Raw genomic sequence first — 17,127 nt, 5'->3', positions numbered from 1 at the left:
ACCCTAACTGATGCCGCGTTTTCGTTTTCCTCACGCCCTATTCCGTTTGTGTTCCTGCCTTATCGTCTTGGCATTAACATGGCCCCCTGTTACGCACGCAGCACCCTTACGCGTGATTAGCCTCGCCCCCCACGCCACCGAGCTGGCTTATGCGGCGGGACTTGGCCCGAATATGATTGCTGCTAGTGCCTACAGTGATTATCCGAAGCCGGCGCAATCGCTTGAGCGTGTGGCCAACTATCGGGGAGTCAAACTCGAACGCATTATCGCCCTCCAGCCAGATCTGATTTTAGCCTGGCGCGGCGGCAATCCCCCCAAGCCCTTAGAAACCTTGGCAGAGCTGGGCTTTCACATTCGTTACCTCAACCCTGAAAAGCTCAGTGATATAGGCCGCTTTATCCGCGAGTTAGGCCGTTATAGCGACAACAAAGCGATGGCGACGCGTAATGCCGACGCCTTTGATAACAAGCTGATGCAGTTGAAACAGCAATACCGTAGTGCCGCCCCGGTGCCCTACTTTTATCTTCTCAGTGATTCCCCCTTAATGACGGCAAGCGACCGCGCATGGCCGAGTCAGCTTTTTCATCTATGCGGCGGCGAGAATATTTTCGCCGACAGCCCCGCTGCTTACCCGCAGGTGAATATGGAGCAAGTCATCACACGTGCGCCCAAGGTGATGTTCCACACGGGCGATACACAACCGAGAAGTTGGCAATCCCTGGTCGAGCTACTACCAGACTATGCGCACACGTTCACTTGGTCTCTCAACCCAGATTGGCTAACACGCGCCACACCGCGTGCATTAAATGCCGCTGAGCAAATCTGTACCGCCCTCGATAAAGTTCGTCACGCGCAATAGGACTTAGCATGACTCAGACCATGATCTTATATTTGTTTGATTTATTTGGCACCGCTGTCTTCGCGATTTCTGGCGTACTGGTGGCAGGCCGTTTACGCATGGATCCCTTCGGAGTGGTCGTCCTAGCCTGTGCGACGGCCATTGGCGGCGGCACCGTCAGAGATATGGCAATGGGCGCCACGCCGGCATTTTGGATCACCGATTCCACCTATATCTGGGTGATTTTAGCCACTTGTGTAGCAACCATGCTGCTTATCCGTCATCCGCGACGCCTGCCTTGGTATGTACTGCCTTGCGCCGATGCCATTGGATTGGCGGTTTTCGTCGGTATTGGTGTTGATAAAGCCCTCAGCTACGGTGCCTCGCCATTAGTGGCAGTGATCATGGGCGTGATCACCGCCTGTGGTGGCGGCATCATTCGTGATGTACTCGCACGCGAGGTGCCTATGGTGCTGAGAACGGAAGTCTACGCCACCGCCTGTATTGCCGGCGGCATTGTTCACACCCTCGCCGTTCAAGTGAGCCCGGATACGATCACCGCCTCCCTCGCCGGTATGCTAACGACACTATTGATTCGACTGGCGGCGATTCGCTGGCATTTATCCTTACCGCCATTTGCACTAGACAGATAACGATAGCAATTATTGTTAAGGTGTAGCGAGATATGGCAGATAGTGGTTGAAATATAGGCAACACAACCTAAGGTCATGGGTAACAGCCTCAATAAAGGAGCCACTATGATCAGCATTGCCATCATTTATCACTCTGTCAGCGATCATACTCATGCGCTAGCTACTACCATTGCCGAAGGTATTCATGCCGGCGATGCCGAACCTGTGGTTTACCGCATTGAGCCTGAGATGATAGAAAACGGACGCTTTGTCGATGACAAGGTGTTTGAAAAGCTTAAAGAGGTGGACGCCATTATTTTTGGTGCCCCCACCTATATGGGTGGACCGAGCGCCCCATTTAAGGCGTTCGCCGACGCTTCCAGCCCAACGTGGGAAAACCAAGACTGGCGAGGAAAGTACGCGGCAGGCTTTACTGTAGGCACCTATCCAGGTGGCGATCAGCCCCAGACACTGCAGTATTTCCAAACTTTAGCCAGCCAGCATGACATGCTGTGGCTAAGCCTAGGTCGTGCCAATATCGGGGTAGAAAACATTAACCCAAGTGGCACAAGCCTTGGGGTGACGGCACACACTCCAGACGATGACCAACTTAGCGAGGCCTGCCTACAAACAGCGTTTTACCTTGGTCAACACATGGTTCGTGCACTAAAAGGCGTTTGGCATACCTAGTCAATAAGCACTTGCCCCACTATCGGTGGGAAGTGATTGACATATCAAGCCCTCGCGTACATGCGAGGGCTTGATATGTTGGTGGCCGCTTACGGCGCCAGATAGGGTAGAGCTTAGCTGAGTGTCACCCGGGCAAACTTGCGCTTACCCACTTGGTAAACCGCTTCCCCAGCTGCCGGCACTAGCTTGGTATCTTCGACCTTTTCACCATCAATTTTCACCGCGCCTTGGCGAACCATACGCAGTGCATCAGAAGTGGAGTTAACCAGCCCAGCTTCTTTTAACAGATTAGCAATCGCAATACCTTGCTCGAAGGTAAAGCTTGGCATCTCATCCGGCATTGCGCCTTTTTGGAAACGATTGACGAACGTTTGCTCAGCGGCCTCTGCTGCATCATCTGAGTGGAAACGAGCGATGATTTCTTTTGCTAGCAAGATCTTAATATCACGCGGATTTTTCCCAGCTTGTACGTCTTGCTTAAATTGCGCCACTTCTTCAAGCGGTCGGAAAGACAACAGCTCGTAGTAATCCCACATCAAATCGTCAGAGATAGACATGATTTTACCAAACATCTCATCAGGGCTCTCACTCACACCGATGTAGTTATGGGCTGACTTAGACATCTTTTTAACACCGTCTAGTCCAACCAGCAAAGGCATGGTCATCACTACTTGCGGGCTTTGTCCTGCTTGTTTTTGCAGCTCACGCCCCATCAGCAAGTTGAATTTCTGATCGGTACCACCCAACTCAACATCCGCTTCTAGCGCGACGGAGTCGTGCCCTTGTAGCAATGGGTAGATGAACTCGTGGATAGCAATGGCTTGGTTACTGGTATAGCGCTTTTTAAAGTCATCGCGCTCAAGCATACGGGCAACGGTGGAGCTTGCTGCCAAGCGAATCATGCCATCAGTGCCCAGCTCACCCAACCATTTCGAGTTAAACTCAATACGTGTTTTCGCCGGATCCAGAATTTTGAATACCTGCTCTTTATAGGTTTCTGCATTTTGCAGCACCTGTTCACGTGTCAATGGTGGACGGGTGGTGTTTTTACCGCTCGGGTCACCGACCATGCCGGTATAATCACCAATCAAAAAGATCACTTCATGGCCAAGCGCTTGAAAAGCTCGCAGCTTATTGAGGATCACTGTGTGGCCCAAGTGGATATCTGGTGCTGTAGGATCAGCGCCAAGCTTGATGCGAAGAGGACGATCCTCTTTTAGCTTTGCCACCAGCTCGTCTTCCGGGATTACTTCATCTACGCCACGTTTTAGTTCTGCTAGCGCGGCTTCCAGGCTCGCCATAGTCTTCTGCTCCTACCCAATAGGCAAAAATGTGATAAACCGACATATTACTCGAATAGCGACAGTTTTTGAAACCAGTTAAACTGATAGAATGTGTACCGGGTGTGCGCAGTGGCTGCTATCAAAAAATGTGGTCTTTGTGTCAGCCGTGTCAAATCTACTTCAGGGCATCATCCCCAATAAAACCGATTGGGCGTCTGACTGTCATAACTTTATTCGTAGTGATTCAACCATAGTCTTCATGCCGTTAAATAAACTCGCAGCCTTACCCAAGTTACATAAAGTCATTATCGGTGCCTTGAGCGCATTCATTGTCTTATTAGTCCTGGTTCCCGAGGGCGCTGACACACCACGTCCAAAACCGAATTTTCAACCTGGTAAGCATTACCCATTACCCGTTGAGGCAGTCTCGCTCCTGCCCCCCAAAGATGAGATGCCCGCGCAGTTTAAGCGCAATATCAACTGGCAAACCTATGAAGTGCAGCCTGGTGAGAGCATGGCGCTGCTTTTTAATCGTGCCGGCTTAAGCCCTACCACCCTCTACCGTTTAGTTAATGCCGACGAGAGAACGCAAAGTCTCGCTTACTTAAACCCTGGCGATGAAGTGCGCCTTGGTGTGGATGACGACGGTGAGCTGGTACAACTGATTCAACCACGAGGCAGCAACGAAACCCTGATTGTTAATAAGATTGATGAGAGCTATCAATCACGGATTGAAACCAAGCACGTGGATACGCAGCTAAACTTTGCGCGCGCCACCATTAAATCAAACTTCTGGCAAGCAGCCTCTGATGCCGGGTTAAACCCAAATCAGATCATGCAACTCGCGGGCATTTTTGGTTGGGATGTCGACTTTGCCCTCGATATTCGCAACGGTGATAGTTTTTCGGTGCTCTACGAAGAGGAGTTTGTCGAAGGCGAGCATATTGGTAGCGGAAATATTTTAGCGGCCACCTTCACCAACCGTGGTGATACTTTCACGGCGGTGCGGGCAAAAAATGGCAAATACTACACACCGAGCGGCAAAGCGATGAAAAAGGCATTTTTGCGCTCACCGGTTAACTTCCGTTACGTGAGCTCAAACTTCAACCCACGTCGCTTGCACCCGGTCACCGGTCGTGTGAAGCCTCACCGTGGCACCGATTATGTTGCGCCTGTGGGTACCCCAATTAAAGCCGCCGGAGACGGCGTGGTGATGAAAGCCTCATACAACCGCTTCAATGGTAATTATGTGTTTATTCGCCACAGCTCAACCTACATCACCAAGTATTTGCATTTGACCAAGCGTAAAGTGAAAACCGGTCAGCGAGTCAAACAAGGGGATATTATCGGTACATTGGGATCAACAGGGCGTGTCACTGGTGCACACTTGCACTACGAGTTCCTTGTTCACGGTGTCCATAAAAACCCTCGGACAGTAAAACTGCCTGAAGCTAAGTCTCTTCAAGGCGAACAAAAGAAAGCCTTTGTGCGTTTGGCTGAGTCACGCATGGCACAGTTAAGCAAGTTTAACCAGCTATTGGCTACGGTTGGCAGCCTTAACCATTATAACCGCGGCGGCTAATCAGCGCTGCGGATCACAAACGGCGCCTGAGGCGCCGTTTGTGATTGTCGTCAGCGGTATCGCCATTTCACGTTTAAACGCTAAATGACGCACCACAACCACAGGTCGTTGTGGCGTTAGGGTTATCAATGAAAAAGCGCGACCCTTCAAGGCCTTCGGTGTAATCCACTTTGCCACCCATCAAATACTGCAAGCTCATGGGATCGACCACCAGCATCACACCGCTTTTTTCGATCTCCATATCTCCTTCATTGACGTTTTCATCGAAGGTGAAACCATATTGGAAGCCGCTACAGCCACCACCGGTGATATAGACGCGCAATTTCAGGTTTGGATTTTCTTCTTCCTGAATCAGCGTCTTTACCTTGGTTGCCGCGGCCTCAGAAAACTCTAACGGCAAAGGTGCTTCGCTCATTGTTACCTCACATGCTCTTTGTGCTAATGCTGGGATTATCCAATACCTGAGTAAAGTGTTCAAGTATTGTGCGTTTGATCGCAACTGTGATCAGTACGTATTAATTGCCAATCTTGTCTCAACGAAATCATACTCTACCTCGCCAGCGTTCCGTATCTTTGGTTAAAATACGCCAACGCAATTTAGGCTAAGCCTTCCCAAACAGGATATGTCATGACCAAATCAGCACAACTTTTTCAACAAGCTCGACGCACCATTCCTGGTGGCGTCAATTCTCCCGTGCGTGCTTTTGCCGGTGTCGGCGGCGACCCTGTCTTCATGGAGCGTGCTGACGGCGCATACATTTTTGATGCCGACGGCAAAGCTTATATCGATTTTGTTGGCTCTTGGGGCCCGATGATCTTGGGCCATAACCACAGCGCAATCCGCGAAGCCGTGGTCGACGCTGCCCAACGAGGCCTCAGCTTTGGTGCCCCCACCGAGAGTGAAACCACCCTCTCAGAGCTGGTGGCTGAGTTGGTGCCTTCAATGGAAATGGTACGTATGGTTAACTCTGGCACTGAAGCGACCATGAGCGCCATACGTCTCGCGCGCGGGTTTACCAAGCGCGATAAGTTCATCAAATTTGAGGGTAACTATCACGGCCATGGCGACTGCTTACTGGTCAAAGCCGGCTCAGGCGCACTCACCCTTGGTGAGCCGAACTCTCCAGGGGTACCGGCGGATTTTGCCAAGCACACACTGACCTGCACCTATAACGACCTTGACTCGGTGCGCCAAACGTTTGAGACCTACCCTGACGAGGTAGCGTGCATCATTGTCGAGCCCGTGTCCGGGAATATGAACTGTGTGCCCCCGCAACCGGGTTTCTTGCAAGGCTTGCGTGAGCTGTGCGATGAGTTCGGTGCCTTGCTGATTTTTGATGAGGTCATGACTGGCTTTCGCGTGGCATTAGGTGGCGCGCAAGCTTACTACGACGTAAAACCTGACTTAACCACACTAGGCAAAATTGTCGGTGGTGGTATGCCAGTAGGTGCCTTTGGCGGACGTCGTGAAGTGATGGAATACTTGGCACCGACAGGTCCGGTATACCAAGCGGGGACACTGGCAGGGAACCCCGTCGCCATGGCGGCTGGCCACGCCTGTTTGTCTGAGCTACGTCAGCCTGGTAACCACGACTACTTAACCCATGTAACTGGCCAACTTGCGGAGGGCTTTCAATCGCTCGCTGACAAACATGGTATTGCGCTGACCACCAACCAAGCAGGCGCGATGTTTGGCTTTTTCTTTACCGAGCAAGAAACAGTGACCAGCTTTAAAGACGTGCAACAGTGTGACACTGAGCGCTTCAAGCGTTTCTTCCACCTGATGCTCGAGCAAGGCGTGTACTTGGCCCCTTCTGCGTTTGAGGCTTGCTTTACCTGCTTAGCTCATGGACAAAAAGAAATTGATGCCACACTCGCGGCCGCTGATCATGCGTTCGCCACGTTAGCTGCTGACGCCTAACCCCGTCATGGTATAGCGGCATCACCTTGATGCGAAAAAGCCCCACAGGTTACTGCGGGGCTTTTTGTGTATTCAAAGGTATCAATATTGCCCTCATCACGGGCACAGCATCGAGGTTTACCCTAAAATATCGAGCGGCCAATTCGAGCCGATAATAGCTCCAATGCAGCCGTTCCCGCCAGTGAATTACCCGAAGGGTCGAGTTCCGGCGACCAGACGGCAATCGACATTTCGCCTGGGACAATGGCAATAATGCCACCGCCGACCCCAGATTTACCTGGCATACCCACTCGGTATGCAAACTCGCCCGCGCCATCATATAAGCCACAGGTCGCCAACAGCGCATTAAGCTGTTTGCTTTGTGTCGGGCTCAAGATAGCGGTGTTATCACTTAACGGTGTCCCTTTATTGGCAAGATAGAAAAACGCCTTCGCCAAGTCCACACAACTCATTTCTAACGCACAATAATGAAAATAGTTGGTTAAGACCGGCACCACGTCATTATCAAAATTGCCAAACGCACGCATTAGATACGCAATCGCTGCGTTTCTGTCACTGTGCAGCATTTCTGAATCCGCCACCGCCTTGTCGTAACACAAATGTGGATTACCCGCGAGGTAACGCACAAATTCAAGCATCCGTTGACGAGGTGCTGACTGGCGCGTGTGCAGCATGTCACTAACGACCAACGCTCCGGCATTAATAAAAGGATTACGCGGGATCCCTTGCTCCATCTCAAGCTGGATTAACGAGTTAAACGCTTGTCCCGAGGGTTCTTTGCCCACACGCGTCCAGATCTCCTCGGCTTGATAGCTTTGCATCGCCAGTGTCAGACTCAACACTTTGGAGATCGACTGAATAGAGAATGCCTCATCGGCATCGCCGGCGCGGATCACCTCACCATCGTTATAGCAAACCGCGATGCCGAGCTTTTGGTTAGTTACATCGGCTAATGCAGGAATATAGTCAGCCACCTTGCCTTGTCCAATTAATGGCCGAACATCGTCAAGAATTTGCTCGAGTAATTGTGCATTGGGTTTCAAGGGCAGGTTCCTTTTACAACATAGGAAAAAAAGCCAACCTCAGGTTGGCTTTAAGCGTGTAACAGATACCGGTTGGCACACGCGTCTTTTAAGCAGTGCGCGTGTATTTGATATCCCAAACACCATGGCCAAGGCGCTGCCCACGCTGCTCAAATTTGGTGAGAGGGCGATCGTCAGGGCGTGGTACATAAAGGCCATCTTGCGCCATGTTCTGATAATGGGGCGCGGCCTCCATCACTTCAATCATATGTTCGGCATAGTTCTCCCAATCGGTGGCCATATGGAAAACACCACCCACTTTTAGCTTGTCACGCACCATTTCAGCAAACGGCAGTTGGACGATGCGGCGCTTATGGTGACGCTTTTTATGCCAAGGGTCAGGGAAGAACAGTTGTACGGTGTCGAGGCTCTCTTTGGGCAGCATTTGCTCAAAGACCTCGACCGCATCGTGACACATCACACGCAGATTGGTGACGCCCGCTTCTCGCGCGGCCATCAAACAAGCGCCTACGCCTGGGGTGTGGACTTCAATGCCCACAAAGTTTTTCTCGGGGGCATTTTTAGCCATCTCCACCAAGGAAGCGCCCATACCGAAACCGATTTCCAGCACCACCGGGTTGTCGTTGCCAAACACCTGCTGCCAGTCCAGCTCGGTCGCCTCGAAGTCAATGCCCATGGTCGGCCAAGACTCGCTGAGCGCTTGCTCTTGGCCTTTGGTTAAACGGCCTTCGCGACGCACAAAGCTGCGTACTTTACGAATAACTTTGCCATCCTCGGTCAGTTCGGTTTTAGTGACTTCAGTCATGATTGAGTGCCTGTGATGCAGTGTTAATGATGGTGGTGAAGAAGACCATCGATTGTTGGAAATCTAAACGGACTGCGCATTATGCAAAGTTTTCGCCATTGCGCAAGTTGGCAGCACTGATCCTGTTAGTGTGCCCGCTCGTTAGTGTACCCTGTGGCCTGCCTTTGTGCACGTGTGAGCAAAACAATAAGAGAGAGCACAGTGAGTCAATCTTTTTCCGACGCCATTTTAAGCTGGTATGACCAATATGGCCGCAAAACCCTGCCTTGGCAGCAAAACAAAACCCCGTATAAGGTCTGGCTCAGCGAGATCATGCTGCAGCAAACCCAAGTGAGTACTGTGATCCCGTATTTCGAACGATTCATGGCGCGTTTTCCAACGGTCACCGACCTCGCCCATGCCGAGCAGGATGAGGTCTTACACCTATGGACAGGCCTGGGCTATTACGCCCGCGCCCGCAATTTACATAAAGCGGCACAAGTGATCGCCAATGACCATGATGGCGTGTTTCCAACCACACTCGAACAGGTGATGGCGCTGCCAGGTGTCGGGCGTTCGACCGCCGGCGCGGTGCTCTCTTTGTCGCTCAACCAACCCCATCCAATTTTGGATGGTAACGTCAAACGCACCTTGGCACGTTGCTTTGCCGTTGAGGGCTGGCCCGGGAAAAAACCGGTAGAAAACAAGTTATGGGAGATTGCCGAAACACTCACGCCCACCACGGATACCGACAAATACAACCAGGCGATGATGGATATGGGCGCCATGGTGTGTACTCGCAGCAAGCCCAAATGCGAACTATGCCCAGTAGCCGATCGCTGTGAAGCGCGCGCCCAAGGCCGTCAGCTCGACTTTCCCGGTAAAAAACCGAAAAAAACCTTGCCCGTCAAACAAGCCCATTTCTTGTTGGTTCAGCATCAAGATGAAATCTGGCTTGAACAACGACCTCCAAGTGGGCTGTGGGGCGGGCTATGGTGCTTACCCGAAGCGGCTGAACACACCCTTGATGCACAGATAGCCGACAAGCTACAAGGGGTCACCCCCACCGACATCGAGATATTAACCGCATTTAGGCACACGTTTAGTCACTTTCACCTCGACATTGTCCCAGTGAGAGTCAGTGTTACTGAAAGGCCGCAAATCATCATGGAAGCGAACCAAGGGCTTTGGTATAACTTGTCGCAACCAGCAAAAATTGGGTTAGCCGCACCAGTAAAAAAGCTGTTAACCTTATTAGAACACGAGCGCCAACAACATCTCACAGGCGATGACAAGGAGCCTAGATTATGAGCCGTACCGTATTTTGCCAACGTCTACAAAAAGAAGCCGACGGGCTAGATTTTCAGCTTTATCCCGGCGAGCTGGGTAAGCGCATTTATGACAACATTTCTAAAGAAGCTTGGGCTGAGTGGCAGAAAAAACAAACCATGCTCATCAACGAGAAAAAACTCAACATGATGGATCCTGAGCACCGTAAGGTTATCGAAGAAGAAATGGTGAAGTTTCTATTCGAAGGCCAAGATGTGCATATCGACGGTTATGTGCCCCCCGAGGCCTAATTAACGCGGCCCCTTCCACACTCGGGCATCGCCAAGGCTACAAAACACCCGCATTGTGTTAATCTCAGTGCGGGTGTTTTTTATACTAATGCAATAAACGATGACGCGAATACTTTGCTTGTTGGTGTGCTGTTTTAGCACCTTGCTGTCCGGTTGTAGCCGCGAAAGCGTAGAAAAATACGTGGGCGTGGATTATCAAACCACCAATCGGTTTGCCAAAAATCTAGCCCCTATTCCTGGTCAGTTTGAAAAAGACATTGATGCTCTCAATCAATTGATTAACCAGTTTACTGGTAAAATTGAGGTGCGCTGGGGCGAAAACCAAGTGTTCGTCTCAGGCAAGCGAGATTACGTCAAATACACAGACAATTATAAAAGCCGGGCGCGCATTGATTTTGAACGCGGGCTGATCCGCGTAGAAACCGTCGCTACTGATGCCCCCAAATCTCACCTTAAGCAAGCGATCGTCACCACTTTGCTCACGCCAAGAGATCCGGCCTCTGTCGATCTGTACTCTGCAGCGAAAGTGCCACTTACCGGCCGCCCTTTCCTCGAAGGCCAAGTGGTGGATCATGAAGGAAAAACCATCACCTGGGAATGGCGCGCCAATCGTTTTGCTAATTATCTGATTGATAAGCGCTTAAAAAAGAAAAAAGTGCGTTTTCAAAACATGTATTACGTCACCATTCCCATGGTCAATGATCATGTCGCCAAGCGCAGTTATCAATACGCTGATATCGTCCGCCGTGCATCGAAGCGTTACGGCATCTCTGAAAAGCTGATTTATGCGATCATTAAAACCGAGAGTAGTTTCAACCCTTATGCGGTGAGCTGGGCCAATGCATATGGCCTAATGCAAGTGGTGCCAAAAACGGCCGGGCGTGATGTATTCAAATTAGTCAAAAAACGCAGTGGCCAACCCACCCCAAAGTATCTCTTTGATCCTGAGCGAAATATTGATACAGGCACTGCCTATTTTTACATTCTAAAAAACCGTTACCTAAAAGCGGTGCGCGATCCACTGTCTCTGCACTACAGCATGATCTCCGCTTATAACGGCGGAACAGGCAATGTCCTGCGTACCTTTGACTCTAATAGGCGTCGCGCCATGCAGGATTTAAACAAGCTGCGCCCGAATCAAGTCTATTGGGCGCTGACCCATCGCCACCCTTCTTCGGAGTCTCGGCGCTACTTGCAAAAGGTCACTCGCTATCAAAAAGAGTTTGCTCAACTCCCCCAATAAATGGCGGTGTGCGTCGATTTTTGCCTGTTTTTGTCGCACTTCGCTGGGTTTTTATCCAAACAATGCGATATCAGCACTTTTTTCAAAAAAACAGTTGACGGTGAGACGGAAAATCCGTTTAATAGCGCCCCGTTGGCCCGGATAGCTCAGTCGGTAGAGCAGGGGATTGAAAATCCCCGTGTCGGTGGTTCGATTCCGCCTCCGGGCACCATATAATGAAATAATGGTGTGACACACAGTATTTCGCGATTTGTGTGCCGGCTTAGCTCAGTTGGTAGAGCAACTGACTTGTAATCAGTAGGTCGCCAGTTCGACTCCGGCAGCCGGCACCATTGCCTCGATAGCTCAGTTGGTAGAGCAGGGGATTGAAAATCCCCGTGTCGGTGGTTCGATTCCGCCTCGAGGCACCATTATTCCCCCATAGTTCAGTTGGTAGAACGGCGGACTGTTAATCCGTATGTCACTGGTTCGAGTCCAGTTGGGGGAGCCACATTTAAAGAAAGCGCTAACCGAAAGGTTGGCGCTTTTTTGTTTGGCTATCGCCAAATATGTCACAGGGCTAGGCGCCCCCGTTGAGTCCAGTTGGGGGAGCCACCTTTAAAGAAGCGCTAGCCGAAAGGTTAGCGTTTTTTTGTTTGGCTTGTTTGGCTATCGCCAACTATGTCACTCATTCATCTGTAATTTGAATACCACATCGACTTGACGCCCCTCATCACTGTACGTGACCTTTTCACAAATAGAGCGCACTAAGGTGATACCTCTTCCGGAAAGGCTATCTGCATCATGATTTTTATCATGTAAGTGCCACTGATAGTCGAACCCGTCTCCCGTGTGCGACAAACGCATGCTGAATAAGCCTTCTTCGGGCTGATAAACCAAATCAAGTTTAACGACATAATCCCCGCTCAACGCGTTGAGCTTGGCTTGCCGCTCGCTAAAGTAATGCAGTAGACCATCCACATCGTCTTTACTCACCGACTGCATGCCTAAAATGCCATAATCCAGCGCATTGGTGATAAGCTCTGACGCCACGGTACAAATCAAATCTAAGTCAGTACTCTCCCCGACCATCCCTTTTACACGGCCGCGCAAGTCCCTAACAATATCCGCTTCTTTTAGCAAAGCGGTATCAAACACGATGTGAGTTGTTGAAGGTACGACCGAATAAGTCGCGCCCTTTTCGGAAAGCGGCTCACGAGGAGGGGCTATCAGCGGGAAGGTCAGCTCGAGCATGGACACATCATCCGTGACACCATTGTCACCGGCAAAGGCGGTTAACGTGCGTTTAGCTTGTGCTATCAAACTGCCTTGACAGCCACTTAAGGTACGAATAAGCCCAACTTCGCCCAACTGCTTACCTGCGCTATTACGCGCTTCTGTCACGCCATCGGTCGCAAAAAACAGGCGCTGACCTGGCTGAAGTGCTAATCGAGTGATAGTAGCATCAAACTGCCCTTTTGCTTGTGCGCCTAATGCCATATGCCGACCTTGGTATGAGGCGAGTATTTGTCCGTGTTTATCCAGACAATAGGCATCGGGTAGTCCGCCACTCCAAACGTTAACCGTCAGACCATCTGGCATCACCTCTACCAACGCGCCGGCAAGTAGGGTGCCAACTGGCATAAAAGTACAGATATGCTCATTTATTTCAATGGCCATATCACCGACAGGCAACCCTCGTTTTGCCGTGGCGATAAAGGTTTTAACCGCAGGGATAGTACTGATAGCGGCGGGTAGGCCATGCCCAGTGGCATCCGCAATCATAATATACAGGCCACCAAATGGTCGGTGCAATACCATGGTCACATCACCATTAAAAAGGCTAAATGCGCCTGAGAACGTCTCCACACCCGGCACGCCATCAACATTGAATGACATCAATCGTTCAAATATCTGGCTCGCCATGGCATGTTCGTAAACGGTGGTTTCTTGGAATTGCTTGAGTTGGTCGCGTTGATGGCTCACTTCTCGGAATAAGCGAACGTGGCGCAAATGCGTGCGTACTTTGGCGATTAGCACGGCGATGTCAACGGGTTTGCTGACAAAATCATCCCCAGCTTTCAAGCAGTTGGCAAAGATATCAGAATCACTCACCCCGGTAAGGAACACAATCGGCAACAATTTTTGCGGATAGCGATTCCTTACCTCTTGCGCCATGTCAAAGCCATTGAGCTGGGGCATATTCACATCTGAGATAATAAGATCAGGAAACATTCCAGGATCAATATTCTCGAGGAGCGATAACGCTTCTTGGCCATTCATCGCCATACTGATATTGCCTGTTTCGCTCTTTAATGCCGCGGCAATATAGTGTACTAATGCCGGCTCATCATCCACCACCAAGACGTTCATAGGCGCCTACTCACTCAATGTGGAATTTCTTTTCGAACTTGGCAATCAATAGCACCCGTTTTATCGCATCAGAGCAATTGACCAGTTTTATCGCACCATTTGGCTTATCAAGATAATCTTGCATATTGAGCAATATCCCCAGTCCCGCACTGTCCATATAAGTCGCTTCCCGTAAATCGACAATCACGTCCTTCCCTTTAAGATCCACATAGGCGTTACGCACTTCCTGAACTAAAGCGAAGTTAAACTCTCCCTTAACATGCAAAACAGCTTGTTTTCCATCACTCGATATGTCGCGCTTGATATTCATGAAGCATCCTTAAAATAATTCGATGTCACCCTCGTCCAACGAGGCTTGTTTCGCTGGCGCTCGCGCCGCAGACCCCGCCTTTTCCTCTATCTCATTAACCTGTTGGTTAAGCTGCTGCCAGTCGATGGTATCGTCCGCCATGGTGTTGATAATCAGCTCGTTGAGCTCTTCTAAGATGTGCAAGTTATCAAGTATGTGCCCACCTTGTTGCGACACAATGTCGGCGAACTGGAGATTTTTGATACAGGTGTTCACTTCACTTTGCACTTGCTCACCTAAAGAGGAAACACGTTCAATCTCTTTCCCAACTTCATCATTGACCTCTTTAACCCCTTCTAGGAGTGAGTCAATATAGTCTTTCGAACGGATAGACTCGGTCATATCAAGTGAGGCAATTTCGCCCACCGTCGCCTTGGTTTTATCGACGCTATCTTGAGCCAAGTCGATGTGTTTGTGGATTTCGGTATTCAGGTCGGTCGCTTTAATTGCTAAGGAGCGAACTTCTTGCGCTACCACCGCAAAGCTGCGCCCATTCTCCCCCGCACGCGCCGCTTCAATCGCTGCGTTAAGCGCCAATAAGTTGGTTTGTTCCGACATGGTTTGTACATCATCCAACAGCTGGAAGACTTCATTGAGCTTGCCGGACATCTCTTCGATGATGTAAATCGACGCCACGCTTTTATCACTGACCTTCACCATGATGTCGATATAGCCATCAATGGCTTTTTCAGTGGCAGGCAACACCTTGGTGAGACTGTATTCACTCTCATCGTTATAGAGCAGCTCATTGGCCATTTTGGTCGCTGTATTGACCTGATCACGACAGGCGCTTTGCATCGCGAAAAAGCTGTTGTTAAGGCTTTCTACCGAGTTATCAATCACCTCTCGTTGGCGTGAGAGTTGCTCGCGGATAGGGACGAGTTCAATGGAGAGTATATGGTGGATACGACGCAAAATTTGTTTGGGCTCGTCGCCCTCCTCAGAGCTATCAGCTGAGCCACGCTGAGTGACGGATTGAGCTACCTGGCGTAATTGCCATAGATGCCAGCCCATGCTGACGAGCACAAGCCCAGCAAGCGCCATGATCTGCCAAGACATTGACCAAAGCGCTAACGCAACCACACTGACCATCGTCAATGCAGGTGGCCAAATCAATGTGTAGCGATTAGCGTCCATATACGGCCTCCACTAAAAAATTTGCCACTTCCGTTAAACACAGCGTCTTTGCCGCGCCGCCAAGCTCGATCGCAACTCTTGGCATTCCCCATACCACAGAGCTGGCTTGGTCTTGCGCGGCGGTAAGTGCACCGGTTTGATACATTTGCAGCAAACCATTTGCGCCGTCTCTGCCCATCCCGGTTAATATCACACCAATAGATTTCCCTCCCACCGACTCTGCGATGGATGAGAACATTACATCGACTGAGGGACGATGCCGCTCAACCGGGTCACTATCAGAGAGGTGACAATACAAATGCCCTTGTCGATTAACGACGGTAAGATGTTGGTTTCCCGGCGCCACATAGACATGCCCTTGTACCAAAGGCATCCTTTCTGAGGTTACCTCCTCAACCTGCAAACGGCACGCACGGTCTAACCGCTTGGCGAAAGGGCCACAAAATGCCGCTTTAATATGTTGGGTGACAACGATAGGTGGCATATGGGGAGGTAAGCGCTCAAGTACTCCACGCAATGCCTCGGTGCCGCCCGTTGATGCCCCCAACCCAATCACTTGATAGCCCCGACGGTTGTAATGCTGACGATCGATGCTGACATTCGGCTGTTTATGCCAACTCTTCGTTTGTCCAACATTGGCCTGGGCGGCCATTTTCACTTTGCTGACCAGCTCATCACGCTCGCGAGTGATCGCGGTCGCGCTACTCGCTGAGGGCTTGGGCACATAATCCACCGCGCCGATTTCCAGCGCTGCCAAAGTGACATCTGCACCATGCTGGGTCAGGGTCGAGACCATGATCACTGGCATCGGCCGCAAGCGCATCAGGTTTTTAAGAAACTGAATGCCATCCATTTTGGGCATTTCAACATCGAGTGTAATCACGTCTGGATTAATCTTTTTAATCTTTTCGCGCGCCTCGTAGGGGTCAGCAGCTACCCCAACCACCTCTAACTCACTGTCACTTTCCAAACACTCTCGAATTAAGGTGCGATAAAGCGGCGAGTCGTCAACGACTAAGACTTTGTAGCGATATTGGCTCATCAGAATAGCTCCACATCTTGCTCGTCGGCGCCATCATCATAGGATTCCTGCAGCAAGCGCTGATTGTATTGCGTTTCTTCCGCCACCAGCTCTTGTTGACTCAATGACTGGATTTTCTTTACCCACGCTTTTCCTGTACGAGGCTCGAATAACACCCGGCGCGGGAAAGCTAGTCCTAGATCTTCAGACACTAAAGGGAGTTGTTCATTGATGACGTACTGGCGGACAAAGTCGATATTCTTACGGCCAATGGCAATGTTTTGCCCCATGATATTGCCGCCACCAAACAGCTTGACCCGCAGACGGTTTTTCACCGCACCTTGTTGCAGCAAAGAGTTGATCAGAATTTCCATCGCGTAGTTGCCATAGCGCGCGGCACGCGACAAATGCTGTTCGGGAGTCCAGGTGGATTCCGCCTCTTCACGCTTGAGTGGCAACATAAAATGGTTCATGCCTCCGATTTGGGACAAAGGATCCCAAATACACGCGGCAATACATGAGCCTAAGCCTGTGGCAATCAGCTCATCATCAGAGCTGACGTAAACATCGCCAGGCTGTAGCTTCACCATATGCTTATCGTGCTCGGGGCTGAAAAAACGTTTTAGCGTTTTCTCTTGCGCATGGTGATGTAATTCCAACGCTTGGTGCATA

At 50.5% G+C, this 17,127-nt stretch carries 17 protein-coding genes and 4 tRNA genes; 12 read left to right on the top strand and 9 right to left on the bottom strand.

Annotated features, from left to right (window positions below; genetic code table 11):
* Window positions 1–10: 10 nt before the first annotated feature.
* The 3 genes from btuF to BZG74_RS02635 all read left to right on the top strand — a co-directional run bounded on the left by btuF (window position 11) and on the right by BZG74_RS02635 (window position 2,160).
* On the top strand, window positions 11–859 hold the full coding sequence (gene btuF, locus BZG74_RS02645; protein WP_077771217.1) for a vitamin B12 ABC transporter substrate-binding protein BtuF: 849 nt from the start codon (window positions 11–13) through the stop codon (window positions 857–859).
* 20 nt (window positions 860–879) lie between these two features.
* Entirely contained in the window at window positions 880–1,491 is a 612-nt protein-coding gene (locus BZG74_RS02640; protein ID WP_077771368.1) for a TRIC cation channel family protein, read from the top strand.
* Window positions 1,492–1,596: 105 nt separating this feature from the next.
* Window positions 1,597–2,160, top strand: a complete 564-nt coding sequence (locus BZG74_RS02635; protein ID WP_077771216.1) for a flavodoxin family protein — start codon at window positions 1,597–1,599, stop codon at window positions 2,158–2,160.
* Window positions 2,161–2,273: 113 nt separating this feature from the next.
* Here the strand turns inward: BZG74_RS02635 and tyrS are convergent, their stop codons facing one another.
* The gene (gene tyrS, locus BZG74_RS02630; protein WP_077771215.1) at window positions 2,274–3,461 is read right to left on the bottom strand and encodes a tyrosine--tRNA ligase; all 1,188 of its coding nucleotides are present in this window, start codon (window positions 3,459–3,461) and stop codon (window positions 2,274–2,276) included.
* Window positions 3,462–3,702: 241 nt separating this feature from the next.
* On the opposite strand from tyrS, the gene BZG74_RS02625 reads away from it, so the two are divergent.
* Entirely contained in the window at window positions 3,703–5,025 is a 1,323-nt protein-coding gene (locus tag BZG74_RS02625; protein WP_077771367.1) for a peptidoglycan DD-metalloendopeptidase family protein, read from the top strand.
* A gap of 73 nt (window positions 5,026–5,098) precedes the next feature.
* Here the strand turns inward: BZG74_RS02625 and erpA are convergent, their stop codons facing one another.
* Complete coding sequence (erpA, locus tag BZG74_RS02620) at window positions 5,099–5,440, bottom strand: iron-sulfur cluster insertion protein ErpA (protein ID WP_021022145.1); 342 nt, start codon at window positions 5,438–5,440, stop codon at window positions 5,099–5,101.
* 213 nt (window positions 5,441–5,653) lie between these two features.
* On the opposite strand from erpA, the gene hemL reads away from it, so the two are divergent.
* On the top strand, window positions 5,654–6,946 hold the full coding sequence (gene hemL, locus BZG74_RS02615) for a glutamate-1-semialdehyde 2,1-aminomutase (protein WP_077771214.1): 1,293 nt from the start codon (window positions 5,654–5,656) through the stop codon (window positions 6,944–6,946).
* 122 nt (window positions 6,947–7,068) lie between these two features.
* Here hemL and glsB read toward each other — a convergent pair whose 3' ends face one another.
* Together glsB and trmB are read right to left on the bottom strand one after the other, a co-directional pair.
* On the bottom strand, window positions 7,069–7,989 hold the full coding sequence (glsB, locus tag BZG74_RS02610) for a glutaminase B (RefSeq protein ID WP_077771213.1): 921 nt from the start codon (window positions 7,987–7,989) through the stop codon (window positions 7,069–7,071).
* Between the two features lie 88 nt (window positions 7,990–8,077).
* The gene (gene trmB / locus BZG74_RS02605; RefSeq protein ID WP_077771212.1) at window positions 8,078–8,794 is read right to left on the bottom strand and encodes a tRNA (guanosine(46)-N7)-methyltransferase TrmB; all 717 of its coding nucleotides are present in this window, start codon (window positions 8,792–8,794) and stop codon (window positions 8,078–8,080) included.
* 201 nt (window positions 8,795–8,995) lie between these two features.
* On the opposite strand from trmB, the gene mutY reads away from it, so the two are divergent.
* The 7 genes from mutY (at window position 8,996) to BZG74_RS02570 (ending at window position 12,086) form a co-directional block, all read left to right on the top strand.
* Window positions 8,996–10,084: an A/G-specific adenine glycosylase gene (gene mutY, locus BZG74_RS02600; protein WP_077771211.1), complete on the top strand. Its 1,089-nt coding sequence runs from the start codon at window positions 8,996–8,998 to the stop codon at window positions 10,082–10,084.
* The gene (locus BZG74_RS02595) at window positions 10,081–10,353 is read left to right on the top strand and encodes an oxidative damage protection protein (RefSeq protein WP_046074030.1); all 273 of its coding nucleotides are present in this window, start codon (window positions 10,081–10,083) and stop codon (window positions 10,351–10,353) included. The genes mutY and BZG74_RS02595 overlap by 4 nt, the downstream gene beginning before the upstream one ends.
* A 100-nt stretch (window positions 10,354–10,453) precedes the next feature.
* Window positions 10,454–11,596 carry a membrane-bound lytic murein transglycosylase MltC gene (gene mltC, locus BZG74_RS02590; RefSeq protein ID WP_077771210.1) on the top strand — a complete coding sequence of 381 codons (1,143 nt, stop codon included), beginning with the start codon at window positions 10,454–10,456 and terminating at the stop codon, window positions 11,594–11,596.
* 135 nt (window positions 11,597–11,731) lie between these two features.
* Window positions 11,732–11,807, top strand: a tRNA-Phe gene (locus tag BZG74_RS02585).
* Between the two features lie 45 nt (window positions 11,808–11,852).
* Window positions 11,853–11,928: transfer RNA gene (locus tag BZG74_RS02580), tRNA-Thr, on the top strand.
* 2 nt (window positions 11,929–11,930) lie between these two features.
* A tRNA-Phe gene (locus tag BZG74_RS02575) sits at window positions 11,931–12,006 on the top strand.
* 4 nt (window positions 12,007–12,010) lie between these two features.
* Window positions 12,011–12,086, top strand: a tRNA-Asn gene (locus tag BZG74_RS02570).
* 173 nt (window positions 12,087–12,259) lie between these two features.
* Here the strand turns inward: BZG74_RS02570 and BZG74_RS02565 are convergent.
* From BZG74_RS02565 to BZG74_RS02545, 5 genes are read right to left on the bottom strand one after another with little or no spacing between them, the layout of a single operon-like run.
* Entirely contained in the window at window positions 12,260–13,948 is a 1,689-nt protein-coding gene (locus BZG74_RS02565) for a SpoIIE family protein phosphatase (protein WP_077771209.1), read from the bottom strand.
* 10 nt (window positions 13,949–13,958) lie between these two features.
* Window positions 13,959–14,258 (bottom strand): STAS domain-containing protein, encoded by a 300-nt coding sequence (locus BZG74_RS02560; protein ID WP_077771208.1) that lies wholly within the window; start codon window positions 14,256–14,258, stop codon window positions 13,959–13,961.
* A 9-nt stretch (window positions 14,259–14,267) separates the two neighbouring features.
* Window positions 14,268–15,434 (bottom strand): methyl-accepting chemotaxis protein, encoded by a 1,167-nt coding sequence (locus tag BZG74_RS02555; RefSeq protein ID WP_077771207.1) that lies wholly within the window; start codon window positions 15,432–15,434, stop codon window positions 14,268–14,270.
* On the bottom strand, window positions 15,424–16,476 hold the full coding sequence (locus BZG74_RS02550) for a protein-glutamate methylesterase/protein-glutamine glutaminase (protein WP_077771206.1): 1,053 nt from the start codon (window positions 16,474–16,476) through the stop codon (window positions 15,424–15,426). Before BZG74_RS02550 ends, BZG74_RS02555 begins: the two co-directional genes overlap by 11 nt.
* The gene (locus BZG74_RS02545; protein WP_077606115.1) at window positions 16,476–17,126 is read right to left on the bottom strand and encodes a chemotaxis protein CheD; all 651 of its coding nucleotides are present in this window, start codon (window positions 17,124–17,126) and stop codon (window positions 16,476–16,478) included. The genes BZG74_RS02550 and BZG74_RS02545 overlap by 1 nt, the downstream gene beginning before the upstream one ends.
* Window position 17,127 lies beyond the last annotated feature (1 nt).

The organism is Salinivibrio sharmensis (assembly GCF_001995985.1).
GTDB lineage: Bacteria > Pseudomonadota > Gammaproteobacteria > Enterobacterales > Vibrionaceae > Salinivibrio > Salinivibrio sharmensis.
Note: the sequence above shows the minus strand (reverse complement) of the source record. Positions and strands in the feature narration are given on the sequence as shown.